Raw genomic sequence first — 15397 nt, 5'->3', positions numbered from 1 at the left:
CGCAACGATGAACGCCCCTGTCTCCCACATTGCGCTCGAAACGGTAGAGATCGACATCAGCGACGACCCGCTCTGGTATCGCGACGCGGTGATCTACCAGCTCAACGTCAAGGCGTTCTTCGACTCCAACAACGACGGCATCGGCGACTTCAAGGGCGTGACGGCCAAGCTCGACTACGTGAAGGAGCTGGGCGTCAACACCATCTGGCTGATGCCTTTCTATCCATCGCCGCTGCGCGACGACGGCTACGACATCTCGGCCTACGAAGACGTGAACCCGCAGTACGGCACGCTGGACGACTTCCGCGAGATGCTCGAGGCTGCGCACGAACGCGGCCTGCGGGTGATCACCGAGCTGGTCATCAACCACACCTCGAGCGACCACCCGTGGTTCCAGGCCGCGCGCCGCGCGCCGGCCGGCTCGCCCGAGCGCGACTTCTACGTGTGGAGCGACACCGACCAGATCTACCAGGGCACGCGCATCATCTTCACCGACACCGAGAGTTCCAACTGGGCCTGGGACCCGGTGGCCAAGGCCTACTACTGGCACCGCTTCTTCAGCCACCAGCCGGATCTCAACTTCGACAACCCCGCGGTGCTCGAAGCCATCTTCAAGGTGATGCGCTTCTGGCTCGACATGGGCGTGGACGGCTTCCGCCTGGACGCCATTCCCTACCTGGTGGAGCGCGACGGCACCAGCAACGAGAACCTGCCCGAGACCCACGCGGTGATCAAGAAGGTGCGTGCCGCCATCGACGCGCAGTACAAGAACCGCTTCCTCCTGGCCGAAGCCAACATGTGGCCGGAAGACGTGCGCGAGTATTTCGGCGACGGCGACGAATGCCACATGGCGTACCACTTTCCGCTGATGCCGCGCATGTACATGGCCATTGCGCAGGAAGACCGGCATCCCATCGTCGAGATCATGGCGCAGACGCCCGACATCCCCGAGGGCTGCCAGTGGGCCATCTTCCTGCGCAACCACGACGAGCTCACGCTCGAGATGGTGACCAGCAAGGAGCGCGACTACATGTACACCATGTACGCGGCCGACCTGCGCGCGCGCATCAACCTGGGCATCCGCCGGCGCCTGGCGCCGCTGATGGAAAACGACATCGACCGCGTGAAGCTCATGAACGGCATGCTGCTGTCGATGCCCGGCTCGCCCATCATCTACTACGGCGACGAGATCGGCATGGGCGACAACGTGTTCGTGGGCGACCGCAACGGCGTGCGCACGCCCATGCAGTGGAGCCCCGACCGCAACGCCGGCTTCTCGCGCGCCGATCCGCAGCGCCTGTACCTGCAGCCCATCATGGACCCGATGTTCGGCTACGAGGCGCTCAACGTGGAGGCGCAGGCGCGCGACAGCAGTTCGCTGCTCAACTGGACCAAGCGCATGCTGGCCGTGCGCAAGACCAGCCACGCCTTCGGCCGCGGCAAGCGGCGCTTCCTGAAGCCGGGCAACCGCAAGATCCTGGCCTACCTGAGCGAGTACGACCAGGACATCATCCTCACGGTGTTCAACCTGTCGCGCGCCGCGCAGCCGGTGGAGCTGGACCTGTCGGCCTTCAAGGGCCGCGTGCCCATCGAGATGCTGGGCCGCGCGCCGTTCCCGCCCATTGGCGAGCTGCCGTACCTGCTCACGCTGGCCTCGTACGGCTTCTACTGGTTCAGGCTCACGTCGGATGCCGAAATGCCCAGCTGGCACCAGGAGGGCGTGGCGCTGCAGGAGTGGCCCACGCTGGTGCTGTTCGACGGCTGGACCAGCTTCTTCCGCGAGCGCGTGATGCCGTGGCGCATCGGCATGTCGGAGCGCATGCGCGCCCAGTTCGAAACCGAAATCCTCCCGCGCCACATCGAGATCCAGCGCTGGTATGCGTCGAAGGGAACCGCCATCGAACGCGCGCGGCTGGCGGACCACGCCATGTGGGAGGTGGGGCCGCTCAGCTGGATGCTGCCGCTGCTCGAACTCGACGGGCCGCCCGGCGGCGCCACCTACTTCATGCCGCTGGCGCTGGCCTGGGAAGAGCGCGACGAGGAGCGCATGGCCGGCGTCGCGCAGGCGGCGATCGCCAAGGTGCGGCAGCAGGCGCAAGTGGGCTTGATGGGCGATGCGTTCTACGACGAAGCTTTTTGCCGCGCGCTGGTGCAGGCCATTCGCGGCGGCATGGAACTGGAAACAGCGAACGGGCGGCTCGCGTTCCGCGCGACAGCCGCCTTTGCCGATGTCGAGGCCGACATCGCCAGCCTGCCGGTGGGGCGGCCCAGCGGCGTGAGCAGCAACACCGTGGTGACGCTGGACGAGACCCTGTTCCTCAAGGGCTATCGCCACCTGCGCGAGGGCCTGAACCCCGAGCTGGAGATGGGCCGCTTCCTGACCGAGGTCGCCAGATATCCGCACTGCGTTCCGGTGCTGGGCGCGCTCGAATACACCGGCAACGACGGCCGCACCATGACGCTGGCCATGGTGCAGTCCTATGTGTCGAACCAGGGCGACGGCTGGGACCACACGCTGGGTTACCTGGAGCGCTTCCTGCGCGACTTTGCCACCACCGACGGCACGCTGCCGAACCCGATGGCCGTGCATGGCGGCTTTCTCGCGCTCATGGAAACACTGGGCCGGCGCACGGCCGAGCTGCACCGGGCGCTGGCGCGGCGCACCGGCGCGGCGGCCTTCGACCCCGAGCCGCTGGTGGCCGACGACATCGCCCGCTATTCGGAGCAGGCCCGCGCGGACGCCGCCAACACGCTGGCGCTGCTGCGCGAAAGGCTGGGCCAGCTGCCGGCGCTTGCGCAGCCCGACGCCCAGGCCCTGCTCGCGATGGAGGCTGCGCTGCAGGAGGCCATTGCCGCACGCACGCCGCAGGCGCACGGCGGCATCAAGAGCCGCTACCACGGCGACTACCACCTGGGGCAGGTGCTGCTGCGGGACAACGACTTCGTGATCATCGACTTCGAAGGCGAGCCGGCGCGCAGCTTCGACGAGCGCCGCGCCAAGGGTTCGCCGCTGCGCGACGTGGCCGGCATGCTGCGTTCGTTCAACTACGCGCGCTGGTCCGCCCTGCGTCGCGTGGCGCAGAACGTGGAGGAGGCCGCCTACCTGGGGCCGCCCGCCGCCGCCTGGGAGCAGTCGGCACGCCAGGCCTTCCTGGACGGCTACACGGAAGCCGGCTCGGGAGAAGAAGGCGCCCGCATCGACACCGACCTGCTCGCGCTGTTCGAGATCGAGAAGGCGCTGTACGAGCTGCGCTACGAGCTCAACAACCGCATCGACTGGGCGCAGGTGCCGCTGAACGGCGTGCTCGCGCTGCTGCAGGTGGAGCGGCCCGGTTGATGCTTGCACCGCATTCGCCGCCTTCGTTCGCCACCGCCACCGCAACCGCAACCGCAATCACGCACCGGAGAGAAACATGGACCGATTCGGCATTCACCTGGAGCCGCTGAACGCGATGCTCTACCAGGTCGGGGCCTTCGTGCCCCGCCTGGCGATTGCATTGGTGGTGGTGCTGGCCGGCTGGCTCATCGCCAAGACGGTGCGCTTTGCGGTCACCAAGGCGCTGCGCGCCATCAACTTCAACGTGCTGACCGAGCGCGCCGGGCTGGACAACTTCCTGCGCCAGGGCGGATGGCCGGGCGACACCAGCAGCCTGTTCGGCGTGCTGGCCTACTGGCTGGTGATCTTTGCGGCGCTGCTGCTGGCGTTCAACGGCATGGGCCTGAGCTACATCGCCGACCTGCTCGGGCGCGTGGTGTGGTTCGTGCCCAACCTTTTCGTGGCCCTGCTGGTGCTGGCCTTCGGTTCGTACTTTGCCCGCTTCGTGGGAGAGGCGGTGTCGAGCTACTTTCGGGGCGCGCAGCTGCGCGACGCCATGCTGCTGGGGCAGATCGCGCGCTATGCGGTCATGGCCTTCGTCATCCTGATTGCGCTGGACCAGGTCAAGGTGGGCGGCGACATCGTGCGCGAAAGCTTCCTGGTGGTGCTGGCGGGCGTGGTGTTTGCGCTGGCGCTGGCCTTCGGCCTTGCAGGCAAGGACTGGGCGGCCGAGCAGATCGAACGCTGGTGGCCCCGGCTGCCGAAGGACAACGGCAACAGCAACAGCGTCCACAAGGGCGGCCCGCCCGACGAGCGCCCGCCGCGCTGAGATTTCTTTCTCCCACATCCAATTTGATGACACGCAGCAGCCAACGCAATTCGATCTCGGCCGTCTGGCCGGGGCGCCCCTATCCCAGGGGCGCCAACTGGGACGGGGAGGGCGTGAACTTCGCGCTTTTTTCTCAGCACGCGCAAGGCGTGGACCTGTGCCTCTTCGACGACAAGGGCCGCCATGAGATCCAGCGCATCCCGATCCGGGAGCGCACCGACGGCGTATGGCACTGCTACCTGCCCGAGGCCCGGCCCGGGCAGGCCTACGGGTATCGCGTGCACGGCCCCTACAAGCCCGAAGAGGGCCATCGCTTCAATCCGCACAAGCTGCTGGTCGACCCCTATGCGAAAGACCTGGTGGGCGAACTGCGCTGGGGCGACGCGCTCTATGGCTACACGGTCGGCAGCAAGCGCGAAGACCTGTCGTTCGACCGCCGCGACAGCGCTCCGCTCGTGCCCAAGGGCCGCGTGCTGGAACCCGCCTTCACCTGGGGCGACGACCGCCGGCCCTCGGTACCCTGGCAGGACATGGTGATCTACGAGCTGCACGTGCGCGGCTTCACCATGCGCCACCCCGACGTGCCGCCCGAGCTGCGCGGCACCTATGGCGGCCTGTGCTGCGCGCCCGTGGTCGACTATCTCAAGCGCCTGGGCGTGACCACCATCGAGCTGCTGCCGGTGCACAGCTTCCTGAACGACCGGCACCTGGCGGAGAAGGGCCTGCAGAACTACTGGGGCTACAACTCGCTGGCCTACTTCGCCCCCGAGACGCGCTACAGCGCCTCGGGCAAGGTGAAGGAATTCAAGACCATGGTCAAGACGCTGCACTCGGCCGGCATCGAGGTGATCCTGGACGTGGTCTACAACCACACCTGCGAAGGCAACCAACTCGGGCCCACGCTCTCGATGCGCGGCGTGGACAACGCGTCCTACTACATCGTCAATGCCGAGCACCGGCGCTACTACGACGACTTCACCGGCTGCGGCAACACCGTCAACCTGGAGCATCCGCATGCGCTGCAGCTGGTGATGGATTCGCTGCGCTACTGGGCCGAGGAAATGCATGTCGACGGCTTCCGCTTCGACTTGGCCTCGGCGCTGGCGCGCGAGGCCGGCAAGGTCGAGAACCTGGGCGGCTTCTTCGACGCCATCCGGCAAGACCCGACGCTCAACCGCGTCAAGCTCATCGCCGAGCCCTGGGACCTGGGCCACGGCGGCTACCAGGTGGGCAACTTTCCGCTCGGTTGGGCCGAGTGGAACGACCGCTACCGCGACGGCATGCGCGGCTTCTGGAAAGGCGACTCGGGCGTGATCGGCGAGGTCGGCAAGCGCCTCACCGGATCTGAAGACCTCTACGGCTGGTCAGGCAAGCGGCCCAACGCGAGCATCAACTTCATCACTGCGCACGACGGCTTCACGCTGAACGACCTGGTCTCCTACAACGACAAGCACAACGAGGCCAACGGCGAGGACAACCGCGACGGCAGCAACCACAACATCTCCTGGAACTGCGGCGCGGAAGGACCGACCCCGGACGCCGAGATCGCCGCGCTGCGCGAGCGCCAGAAGCGCAACCTGCTGGCCACGCTGCTTCTGTCGCAGGGCGTGCCCATGCTGCTGGCCGGCGACGAGCGCGGCCACACGCAGAACGGCAACAACAACGCCTACTGCCAGGACAACGACATCAGCTGGATCGACTGGACGCCCACGCCCGAGCGGCAGGCGCTGGTCACCTTCGTGGAGCGCACCATCGCGCTCAGGCGCGCCCACCCCTCGTTCCGGCGCAGCAGCTTCTTCGCCGGCAAGCCCTCGGAGGTCGAGAGCGTGACCGACGTGGTCTGGCTCAGGCCCGACGGCGCCGAGATGCGCCCCGAGGACTGGAGCGACGCCAACGCGCGCTGCCTTGCGATGTACATGTCCGGCGGTGGCATCGCCGACCGCGGGCCGCGCGGCGAGGCGCTGCACGACGACGATTTTCTGGTGCTGTTCAACGCGCACCACGACGAGATCTCGTTCACGCTGCCGGCCGCGCCCTACGGCGCATGGCGGCTCTTGCTCGACACCGCCAGCGGCACGCCGCCGCCCGCCACCGAGGACGTGGCCGCGCTCGCGCCCGCCTGGTCCGAGCCCGCCTATCCGCTGCAGTGCCGCTCGCTGGTGGTGCTGAGCCGGCCGGATGTGCGGCCATGAGCCATATCCACCGCATGCCCTTCGGCGCCACGGTGCACGGCGGCGGTGTGGACTTTGCGCTCTGGGCGCCGTCGATGGACCGCATCGTGCTCGTGCACACGCCGGCCGGAGGAGCCGCCTCGTCGCATGCGATGCAGCGCAGCGCGGACGGCTGGCACCGCCTCACGCTCGCCGAAGCCGGCCACGGCGACAGCTACGCCTACCGGCTGCCCGACGGCACCACCATGCCCGACCCGGCCTCGCGCTTCAATCCGCAGGACGTGCACGGCCCGAGCCGGATCGTCGATCCGGGCCGCTTCGCGTGGACCGACACCGCTTGGCGCGGGCGGCCCTGGCACGAGGCCGTGATCTACGAGCTGCACGTGGGAACCTTCACCGAAGAAGGCACCTTCCAGGCGGCACGCGAGCGGCTCGGCGAGCTGGCGGAGCTCGGCATCACCGCGGTCGAACTCATGCCGCTCGCGGATTTTCCCGGTGCGCGCAACTGGGGCTACGACGGCGTGCTGCAGTTCGCGCCCGATGCCAGCTACGGATCGCCCGACGACCTCAAGGCACTGGTCGACACCGCGCATGCGCTGGGGCTGATGGTGCTGCTCGACGTGGTCTACAACCACTTCGGGCCGGAGGGCAACTACCTGCATGCATGCTGCCCCGAATTCTTCGATGCGGCGCAGCACACGCCGTGGGGCTCGGCCATCAACTTCGGCGGCCCGGGCTCGCGCACCGTGCGCGACTTCTTCATCCATAACGCGCTGTACTGGGTGGAAGAGTTCCACTTCGACGGCCTGCGCATGGATGCGATCCATGCCATTCGCGATGCCTCGCCCATGCACATCGTGCGCGAGATCCGCGAGGCGCTGAACGCCGGCCCGGCGCGCGAAAGGCCAGTGCACCTGGTGCTGGAGAACGACGCCAACCAGGCCTCGCTGCTGGCGCGCGACGGCAATGGCCTGCCTGTCGCGGGCACCGCGCAGTGGAACGACGACCTTCACCACGCCGTGCACGTGCTGGCCACCGGCGAGCGCGACGGCTACTACGCGGACTACGCCGACGACGCTGCAGCCGGCTTTGCGCGCGCGCTCGCCGAAGGCTTCGTCTACCAGGGGCAGCCATCGGCATTCCGCGGCGGAGAACCGCGTGGTGAACCCAGCACGCAGCTGCCGTCGACTGCGTTCGTGTCCTACCTGCAGACCCACGACCAGGTCGGCAACCGCGCGTTCGGCGAGCGCATCCACGCGCTGGGCGATCCCGTGCTGGTGCGCGCCGCGCTGGCCTGCGTGCTGCTGTCGCCGCATGTGCCCATGTTCTTCATGGGCGACGAATTCGCGGCTTCGTCGCCGTTCCTGTACTTCTGCGATTTCGGCCCCGAACTGGCCTCGGCCGTCGCCGAAGGGCGCCGCGCGGAGTTCGGCCGCTTCGCCGCCTTTGCCGACGAAGCGGCGCGTGCGCGCATTCCCGATCCCAACGCCGCCGAGACCTTCCAGGCCTCGAAGCTGCGCTGGCGCGAGCGCGGCACGCGGGCGCACTTCGCGCACCTGTGCAAGGTGCAGCAACTGCTCGACGTGCGCCATCGCCTGCTGGTGCCGCACCTGGCCGGCGCGCTCGGCGCGGGAAGCCATGGCTGCGAAGAGGGCGTCATCCGGGTTCAGTGGGAGCTGTCGGGCAAGCGTCTTCATCTGCTCGCGAATTTCGGTACACAGCCTGCCGCGGAAGCCGCCGCGCCCGCTGGCGCGCTGCTCTACAGCTGGGGCATCGTGGCCGATGCGGCGGGCCTGCAGCTCGAGCGCGGGGCCGTGCATGCCACGCTGGAGGACATGGCTGGTGGCTGAACCAGGGCAATGGACCGACGATGCGCTGGAGCGCCTGTGCCGGCGCTGCGGCATTTCCGCGACCTACCACGACGCCTTCGGAACGCTTCGCCATGCAACGCCCGGGAACCTGGCCGCGCTGCTGGCCGAGTTCGGCGTGCAGGCGGGTGGCGCGATCGGCGAGGAGGCCGGTTCTTCGTCCGCGCCCGCCATGCCGCCGGTGCTGGTGGTGGAGGCGCACGCGCCGCACTGGTCGCTGCAGCTGCCGCAGGTCCCGGGCCGCCTTCGATGGCGGCTGCGCGACGAGGAAGGGCGTTCGCGCCATGGAGAAGCCGATGCGCAGCCGTGGCCGCATGGCAGCTGCACGCTGCAGCTGGCAGAGCCGCTCGCGCCCGGCTATCACTGGCTGCAGATCGACGGCCTGGCCGGCGAGACCATGCTCATCGCTTCGCCCGGCCGCTGCTACCGGCCGCCCGCCGTGCAGGGTGGCGGCCGCGTCTGGGGGCCGGCGCTCCAGCTGTACGCGCTGCGCTCGCCGCGCAACTGGGGCATGGGCGATTTCGGCGACCTCGAGGCGCTGATCGACCGCATGGCCGGACAGGGCGCCGACGTGATCGGGCTGAACCCGCTGCATGCGCTGTTCCCGACCGATCCGCCGCGCGCCAGCCCCTACAGCCCGTCGTCGCGGCAATGGATCAACGTGCTGTACATCGATGTCGAGGCGGTGGACGATTTCGCCGCCTGCGAGGCCGCGCGCCGGCACGTGGAATCGCCCGAGTTCCAGGGGCGGCTGGCGGCGCTGCGGGCCGCGCCGCTGGTCGACCATGCCGGCGTGGCCGCCGCCAAGTTCGAGGTGCTGGAGCTGCTGTTCGAGCACTTCCGCGCGCGACATCTTTCGCCGGCCGGCGCGCCGGATGCAAGAGGCGAGGCCTTCCTGGCCTTTGTCTCGGCGCATGGTGAGCCGTTGCGCCAGCACGCGCTCTTCGAAACCCTGCAAGCCCACTTCGCCGCCGCCGACCCGCAGTGCTGGGGCTGGCTCGCATGGCCCGAAGCCTATCGACAGGTGGATTCGCCCGAGGTGCGGGCCTTCGCGGTGCAGCATGCGGAACGCCTGCAGTACCACCAGTACCTGCAATGGGTGGCCGAGCACCAACTCGCGCGCGCTGGCGAGCGCTGCACCGCGCTGGGCATGGGCATCGGCCTCTACCTGGACCTGGCCGTCTCGGCGGACCGGGGCGGCTCCGACGCCTGGACCGCGCGGCATTGCTTTGCGGTCGGCGCCAGCATTGGCGCGCCGCCCGACGAGTTCAACCCGGCCGGGCAGAACTGGGGCCTGCCGCCGCTGCGTCCGGACCACCTGCGCACGCATCACTACCAGCCCTTCGTGCAGATGCTGCGCGCCAACATGCGGCATGCGGGCGCGCTGCGCATCGACCATGTGATGGGCCTGATGCGCCTGTTTTGGATTCCGCCGGGCCGTTCGCCGCACGATGGCGCGTACGTGCGCTATCCGGTGGACGAAATGCTGGCCATCGTGGCGGTCGAAAGCCATCGCCATCGCTGCATGGTCGTGGGCGAGGACCTGGGCACGGTGGAAGACGCCATGCGCGAAGCCCTCGCGCGTGCCGACGTGCTCTCCTACCGGTTGCTCTACTTCGAGAAGCAGCAGGACGGCGGGTTCACGCCCCCCGCGGCCTATCCGCCGGCCGCGCTGGTCGCCATCAGCACGCACGATCTCGCCACGCTCGCGGGCTGGTGGTCGGGCCACGACCTTCGGCTGCGGCTGGCGCTCGGGCTCTTTCCCGATCCGCGGCTGTTCGATGCGCAGCTGCTGGGCCGCGCGCAGGAGCGCATTCGGCTGATGCTGGCGGTGCGGGAGACCGGGCTTCTGTCGCCGGACGAGGCGGCGCAGGCGCTGTCGCTCGCAACGCCGTCGCCGCGGATCATGCAGGCGATCCACGCGTTTCTTGCCGCGGCCCCGTCGGCGCTGATGGTGTTCCAGCTCGAGGATGTGGCTGGCGAGGTGGAGCAGGCCAACATGCCCGGCACCACCGACACGCATCCCAACTGGCGGCGCAAGCTGGCGCCGACGGTGCAGGAGCTGGCGGCGAGCGAGGCCATGCTGGGGCTCACGCAACACCTGCGCACCGCGCGCCCGCGCCGCGGCCCGGGCGCGGACGCCGCGCCGCCGCTGCTGCAGGCGCGCGTGCCACGTGCCACCTACAGGCTGCAGTTCCACAAGGGCTTCGGCTTCGACGACGCCATCCGCGTGCTGCCCTACCTCGCGCAGCTCGGCGTGAGCCATGTGTATTGCTCGCCGATCCAGCGCGCCCGCGCGGGCAGCACGCACGGCTACGACGTGGTGGCCCATGCCGAGATCAACCCCGAGCTCGGCGGCGCCGAAGGCTTTGCGCGCTTCGTCGCGGCGCTGCAGGCGCACGGGCTGGGACAGCTGCTCGACATGGTGCCCAACCACATGGGCGTGCTCGGCGCCGACAACGCATGGTGGATGGACGTGCTGGAGAACGGCCCGGCCTCGCTGTTCGCGCACCACTTCGACATCGACTGGCAGCCGCTCAACAAGGAGCTGGCCGGCAAGGTGCTGCTGCCGGTGCTCGGCGGGCACTACGGCGAGGTGCTCGCCAGCGGGGAACTGGCGCTGCACTTCGAAGCGGCGCAGGGCAGCTTTGCGCTGCGCTATTTCGACCACCGGTTTCCGCTGGCGCCCGAGAGCTACCCCGTGGTTCTTGCGCTGGCGCTGCAGCATCTGAAGGAGCCCGCGCTTGCGGCGCAACTCGCGAGCCTCTCGACGGCCTTCGGCCATTTGCCCGGGCGCCGCGCGCAAACGCCTTCGGAGTGCACGGAACGCGTGCGCGACACGGAACTGTTCAAGGCCCGCCTCGCGCACCTGGCGCAGGCGCATCCGTCGCTGGCGCGTGCGGTGCTGGCAGCGGTGGCCGAATTCAACCTGGCCTCCGACGAGGCGCGCGACCAGCTGCACCGGCTCATCGACATGCAGGCCTACCGCCTCGCGTATTGGCGCGTGGCGGCCGACGAGATCAACTACCGGCGCTTCTTCGACATCAACGACCTGGCGGCCGTGCGCATGGAGCGCGACGAGGTGTTCGAGGCCACGCAGTCCTTCGCACTCGACCTTGCCGCGGCTGGCACGGTGGATGGCTTGCGCATCGACCATCCCGATGGCCTGTACGACCCCGCACGCTACTTCCGGCAGCTGCAGGAAGGCTATGCGCGCCGGGCGGGCATCGTGCTGCCCGCCAGCAACGGCCCCGACGGCCGGCCGCCGCGCCCGCTGTACGTCGTCGCCGAGAAGATCGCCGCTGCCGAAGAAGAGGTGCCGATCGAATGGCATGTGCACGGCACCACCGGCTATCGCTTTGCCAACGTGGCCAACGGCGTGCTGGTGGACACCGCCGCGGCCGAGGCCTTGCGGCAGGCCTGGCATGGCTTCACCGGCGAAACGCAGGACTTCGAATCCGTGGCCCGCTCGGGCAAGCGCGAGGTCATGCGCAATGCGCTGTCGTCGGAACTGAACGTGCTCTCCAGCGAGCTGCTCAGGATCGCGCGGGCCGACCGCGGCACGCGCGACTACACGCTCAACGCGCTGCGCCGCGCGCTCGCGGAAGTGGCGGCCTGCATGCCGGTCTACCGCACCTACATCGTCGATGCGCCTTCCGCGCAGGACGCGCATTTCATCGACGCCGCCACCGAGGCGGCCGAGCGCCAGAGCGTCGATGCCGACCGCTCCGTCTTCGCCTTCGTGCGCCGCTCGCTGCGCGGCGAGACCGCGGCCGCGCATTCACCGGCGGGCCTGGCCGAGCGCGTGCGCCGGTTCGCCATGCGCTTCCAGCAGTTCAGCGCGCCGGTCGCGGCCAAGGGCGTGGAGGACACCTCGTTCTATCGCTACTTTCCGCTCAGTTCGCTCAACGAGGTGGGTGGCGAGCCCGACCATTTCGGGTTCGACGTGCCCGAGTTCCACCTGCTCAGTGCCGACCGCGCCCTGCACTGGCCACACACCATGCTCGCGACCTCCACGCACGACAACAAGCGATCGGAAGAGGTGCGCAACCGCATCGACGTGCTCTCCGAAATGCCCGGCGAGTGGCGCGATGCGCTCGCGCGCTGGCATGCGCTCTGCCGCGGCGGCGAGCCGGCGGGCGCGGCGCCTTCACGTGCCGACGAATACCTGCTCTACCAGACCCTGCTCGGCACCTTGCCCCTCGGCGGGCTCGATGCCGCCGGCGCGCCGGCCTACGCCGCGCGCGTGTGGCAGTACATGCAGAAGGCCGCGCGCGAAGCCAAGCTCCACACGCGGTGGACCCAGCCCGATGCGCCGTACGAAGCGGCGCTCGAAGGCATGGTGCAGCGGATTCTTTCGGACCTGTCGAAGGACGGATGCCTTGCGAACATCCAGCGCCTGGCCGATCGCCTGTCGTGGTTCGGCGCCTGGAACGGCCTGACGCTCACGCTGCTGAAGTACGGCTCGCCCGGCGTACCCGATCTCTATCAGGGCAGCGAGCTGGTCGACCTGAGCCTGGTCGATCCTGACAATCGGCGGCCGGTGGACTATGACCTGCGCAGCCGGCGGCTCGAAGAACTCCGGGCGATGGCGGATGAGCCTGACCAGGCAGCGCGCGTGCAGGCACTTGCCGAGGCGCCGCACGACGGCCGCGCGAAGCTCTGGTTCATCTGGCGGCTGCTGTCGATGCGGCGCGAGCACGCGGAGCTTTTCCGCGAAGGCAGCTATGAAGGGCTGGCGGTCGAAGGGCCGTTGGCGCGGCATGTGGTGGCCTTTGCGCGCAGGCACGAAGGGCGCACGCTGGTGGTGATGGCGGGGCGGCTGTTTGCCGGGATGGCACGCAGCGGGCTGGAAGGCGCCGCGCCGATGCTTCCGGCCGCGGCCGCCTGGCGGGGGACGAAGGTGGTGCTGCCCGAGGCGCCCGCAGGCAAGGGGTGGGAGAACTTGCTGACGGGGAATGCGCTGGTGGTCGACGGCAACGCCGTGCGGCTCGAGGAGGCCTTCTGCCTCATGCCCTGGGCGGCCTTGAAACCCGCGAATCCCGTCCGCCAAGCCGGAGACGCACGTTGATCTGGAAGCGCAATTGTTTGAACTATCCCCGTAGTTGACGGAAAACAGTCGCCGGAGCAACACTGCAGGAAAGGGGCCAACCCTGCGAGGAGACCGAAATGCTGTTCAGCCTGGGCCAACTGTATCGCCGTGGTTGGCTGCGCCAGATGGATGCGTTGCTCCTGTTGACCACATTGACTGCCTTGTCCTCCTGGCTCGTGTTCTGGTTCGGCGAATGATCGTCCGGCGGCCGCGGCCGCCGTGTCCGGGGCCTGCGGCCGTGGGCTCCTAGAGCCCGTAGTACTTGTCCACCGTCCCGCTGTACGCATCGTCGTATTCGGGCACCCGGTCGCTCGCATACTTCGGCGCGCCCTCGATCTGCGCCTTGGTCAACGGCACCACATAGCCGTCCTGCGAGGTGTCGTACTTCAGCATGGACCAGGGGAGCGGATAGCGGTCCGTGCCCATGCCCAGGAACCCGCCGAACTCCAGCACCGCATAGCGGACCTGGCCCGAGATCTTGTCGATCATGAGTTCATCGATGCTGCCTAGCTTGTCTCCCGACGTGTTGTAGACGGATGTCCCCTCGACACGTTCCGACGAAATGACTGGATTGGCGCTCACCATGGAATAGTCTCCGGCCGGCATCTCTGGGGGATGACGGCATAGATTGCAGTGCCCAGGAGTGCAACTTTCGACCTGGAAAATTTCCGCCGCATCGGCCGAGAGACCGTCGTGTTGTAGGAGGCTGTCTGGCACCCGGGCGCCGCATGAGGCGGTGCCTACCTGGGCAGCCGGGGCGCTTTCTTTTCGCGCGCGCCAATCGCTCCGGAAGCCGCTGCGCGCACGATGCGCCGGAAGGTCGGGCATTCCATGTGGCTGGGCGCGGGGCAGGCCGCGGCGTGCCGCAGGCCGTCGCGCATGGCGCTCAATTTGCGGATGGTGCGGTCGAGTTCTTCCGCCTTGGCTGCGAGCATCCGCCGGTCGATGCGTGGCCCGCCCCCGGGTGCGAACATGCGTGCGATCTCGTCGAGCGAGAAGCCCGCGGCGCGTCCCACGGCGATCAGCGCCAGGCGTTCCAGCACGCCACCATCGAACAGGCGGCGCAGGCCGCGCCGGCCGGTCGAGGCGACGAGCCCCTTTTCCTCGTAGAACCGCAGCGTCGATGCGGGGACGCCGGATTGCTGTGCCACTTGGGCGATGTCCAGATGTTGTGCCGCCATCTCTTGACCTCAAGTCGACTTGAAGTTGCACAGTCTAGCCTCCGCCTCTTCAGGCAAGCCAAGGACCAACCATCATGGACATCGCGCAGCAGCAAGACAACGAGCAAGCCGCCCTCTGGAATGGCCGTGCAGGCCGCGCCTGGGTCGATGCGCAGGAGTCGCTCGACCGGTTGTTCGCGCCGTTCGAGAACCTGCTCGTGGACGAGGCGCGCGCCGCGTCCGCGCGCCGGGTGCTCGACGTCGGCTGCGGCACGGGCGCCACCACGCTGGCCATTGCACAGGTGCTCGGCGCCGCGGGGCATTGCGTCGGCGCCGATATTTCCGAGCCGATGATTGCCGCCGCCCGGGCGCGTGCCGAACGGGCGGGCGCGCCGGCAAGCTTCATCTGCGGCGACGTGCAGAGACAGGCCTTCGAACCGGCGAGCTTCGACCTGATCGTTTCGCGCTTCGGCGTGATGTTCTTCGACAGCCCGGTGCAGGCTTTCGCGAACCTGCGGCATGCCGCGAAGGATGGCGCCGCGCTCCGGGCCATCGCATGGCGCAGCGCCGCGGAGAACCCGTTCATGACGACGGCCGAGCGCGCCGCCGCACCGCTGCTGCCGAATCTGCCGGCGCGCAAGACGGGTGCGCCGGGACAGTTCTCCTTTGCGGACTGCGATCGGATTTCTTCGATCCTGGAGGAGAGCGGCTGGGCCGGCATCGACATCCGGCCGATCGATGTGGAATGCACATTGCCCGAGAAGGCGCTGCATGGCTATCTCACGCGGCTCGGTCCGGTTGGCCTGATTCTTCAGGAGGCGGACGAGCCCACGCGCGCACAGGTCATCGAAACCGTGCGTACGGCGTTCGAGCCTTATGTGCACGGCAGCGAAGTTCGCTTCACCGCCGCCTGCTGGATGATCAACGCCCAGGCACTTTCCGCATCAGCCGCCTAGCGATT

The 15397-nt window shown here is 68.6% G+C and carries 8 protein-coding genes; 6 read left to right on the top strand and 2 right to left on the bottom strand.

What is annotated here, in order from left to right; translation table 11 throughout:
• Window positions 1–7: 7 nt before the first annotated feature.
• The 5 genes from treS (at window position 8) to QFZ47_RS28665 (ending at window position 13255) form a co-directional block, all read left to right on the top strand.
• Complete coding sequence (gene treS / locus QFZ47_RS28685) at window positions 8–3337, top strand: maltose alpha-D-glucosyltransferase (RefSeq protein WP_307658849.1); 3330 nt, start codon at window positions 8–10, stop codon at window positions 3335–3337.
• A gap of 76 nt (window positions 3338–3413) precedes the next feature.
• A complete protein-coding gene (locus QFZ47_RS28680) occupies window positions 3414–4145 on the top strand; it encodes a mechanosensitive ion channel family protein (protein ID WP_307658848.1) in 732 nt (243 codons plus the stop codon).
• 26 nt (window positions 4146–4171) lie between these two features.
• A complete protein-coding gene (glgX, locus tag QFZ47_RS28675; protein WP_307658847.1) occupies window positions 4172–6337 on the top strand; it encodes a glycogen debranching protein GlgX in 2166 nt (721 codons plus the stop codon).
• The gene (gene treZ, locus QFZ47_RS28670; protein WP_307658846.1) at window positions 6334–8166 is read left to right on the top strand and encodes a malto-oligosyltrehalose trehalohydrolase; all 1833 of its coding nucleotides are present in this window, start codon (window positions 6334–6336) and stop codon (window positions 8164–8166) included. The genes glgX and treZ overlap by 4 nt, the downstream gene beginning before the upstream one ends.
• Window positions 8159–13255 carry a malto-oligosyltrehalose synthase gene (locus tag QFZ47_RS28665; RefSeq protein ID WP_307658845.1) on the top strand — a complete coding sequence of 1699 codons (5097 nt, stop codon included), beginning with the start codon at window positions 8159–8161 and terminating at the stop codon, window positions 13253–13255. Before treZ ends, QFZ47_RS28665 begins: the two co-directional genes overlap by 8 nt.
• Window positions 13256–13522: 267 nt before the next feature.
• On the opposite strand, the gene QFZ47_RS28660 is transcribed toward QFZ47_RS28665, so the two are convergent.
• Together QFZ47_RS28660 and QFZ47_RS28655 are read right to left on the bottom strand one after the other, a co-directional pair.
• Complete coding sequence (locus QFZ47_RS28660; RefSeq protein WP_125964896.1) at window positions 13523–13861, bottom strand: PRC-barrel domain-containing protein; 339 nt, start codon at window positions 13859–13861, stop codon at window positions 13523–13525.
• 155 nt (window positions 13862–14016) lie between these two features.
• A complete protein-coding gene (locus QFZ47_RS28655; RefSeq protein ID WP_307658844.1) occupies window positions 14017–14457 on the bottom strand; it encodes a helix-turn-helix domain-containing protein in 441 nt (146 codons plus the stop codon).
• Window positions 14458–14531: 74 nt separating this feature from the next.
• Between QFZ47_RS28655 and QFZ47_RS28650 the strand changes: the two genes are divergently transcribed.
• A complete protein-coding gene (locus QFZ47_RS28650) occupies window positions 14532–15392 on the top strand; it encodes a class I SAM-dependent methyltransferase (RefSeq protein WP_307658843.1) in 861 nt (286 codons plus the stop codon).
• Window positions 15393–15397: the final 5 nt, after the last annotated feature.

This window comes from Variovorax paradoxus, from assembly GCF_030815975.1.
GTDB lineage: Bacteria > Pseudomonadota > Gammaproteobacteria > Burkholderiales > Burkholderiaceae_C > Variovorax > Variovorax paradoxus_N.
This window is presented reverse-complemented; position numbering and strand designations above follow the sequence as displayed.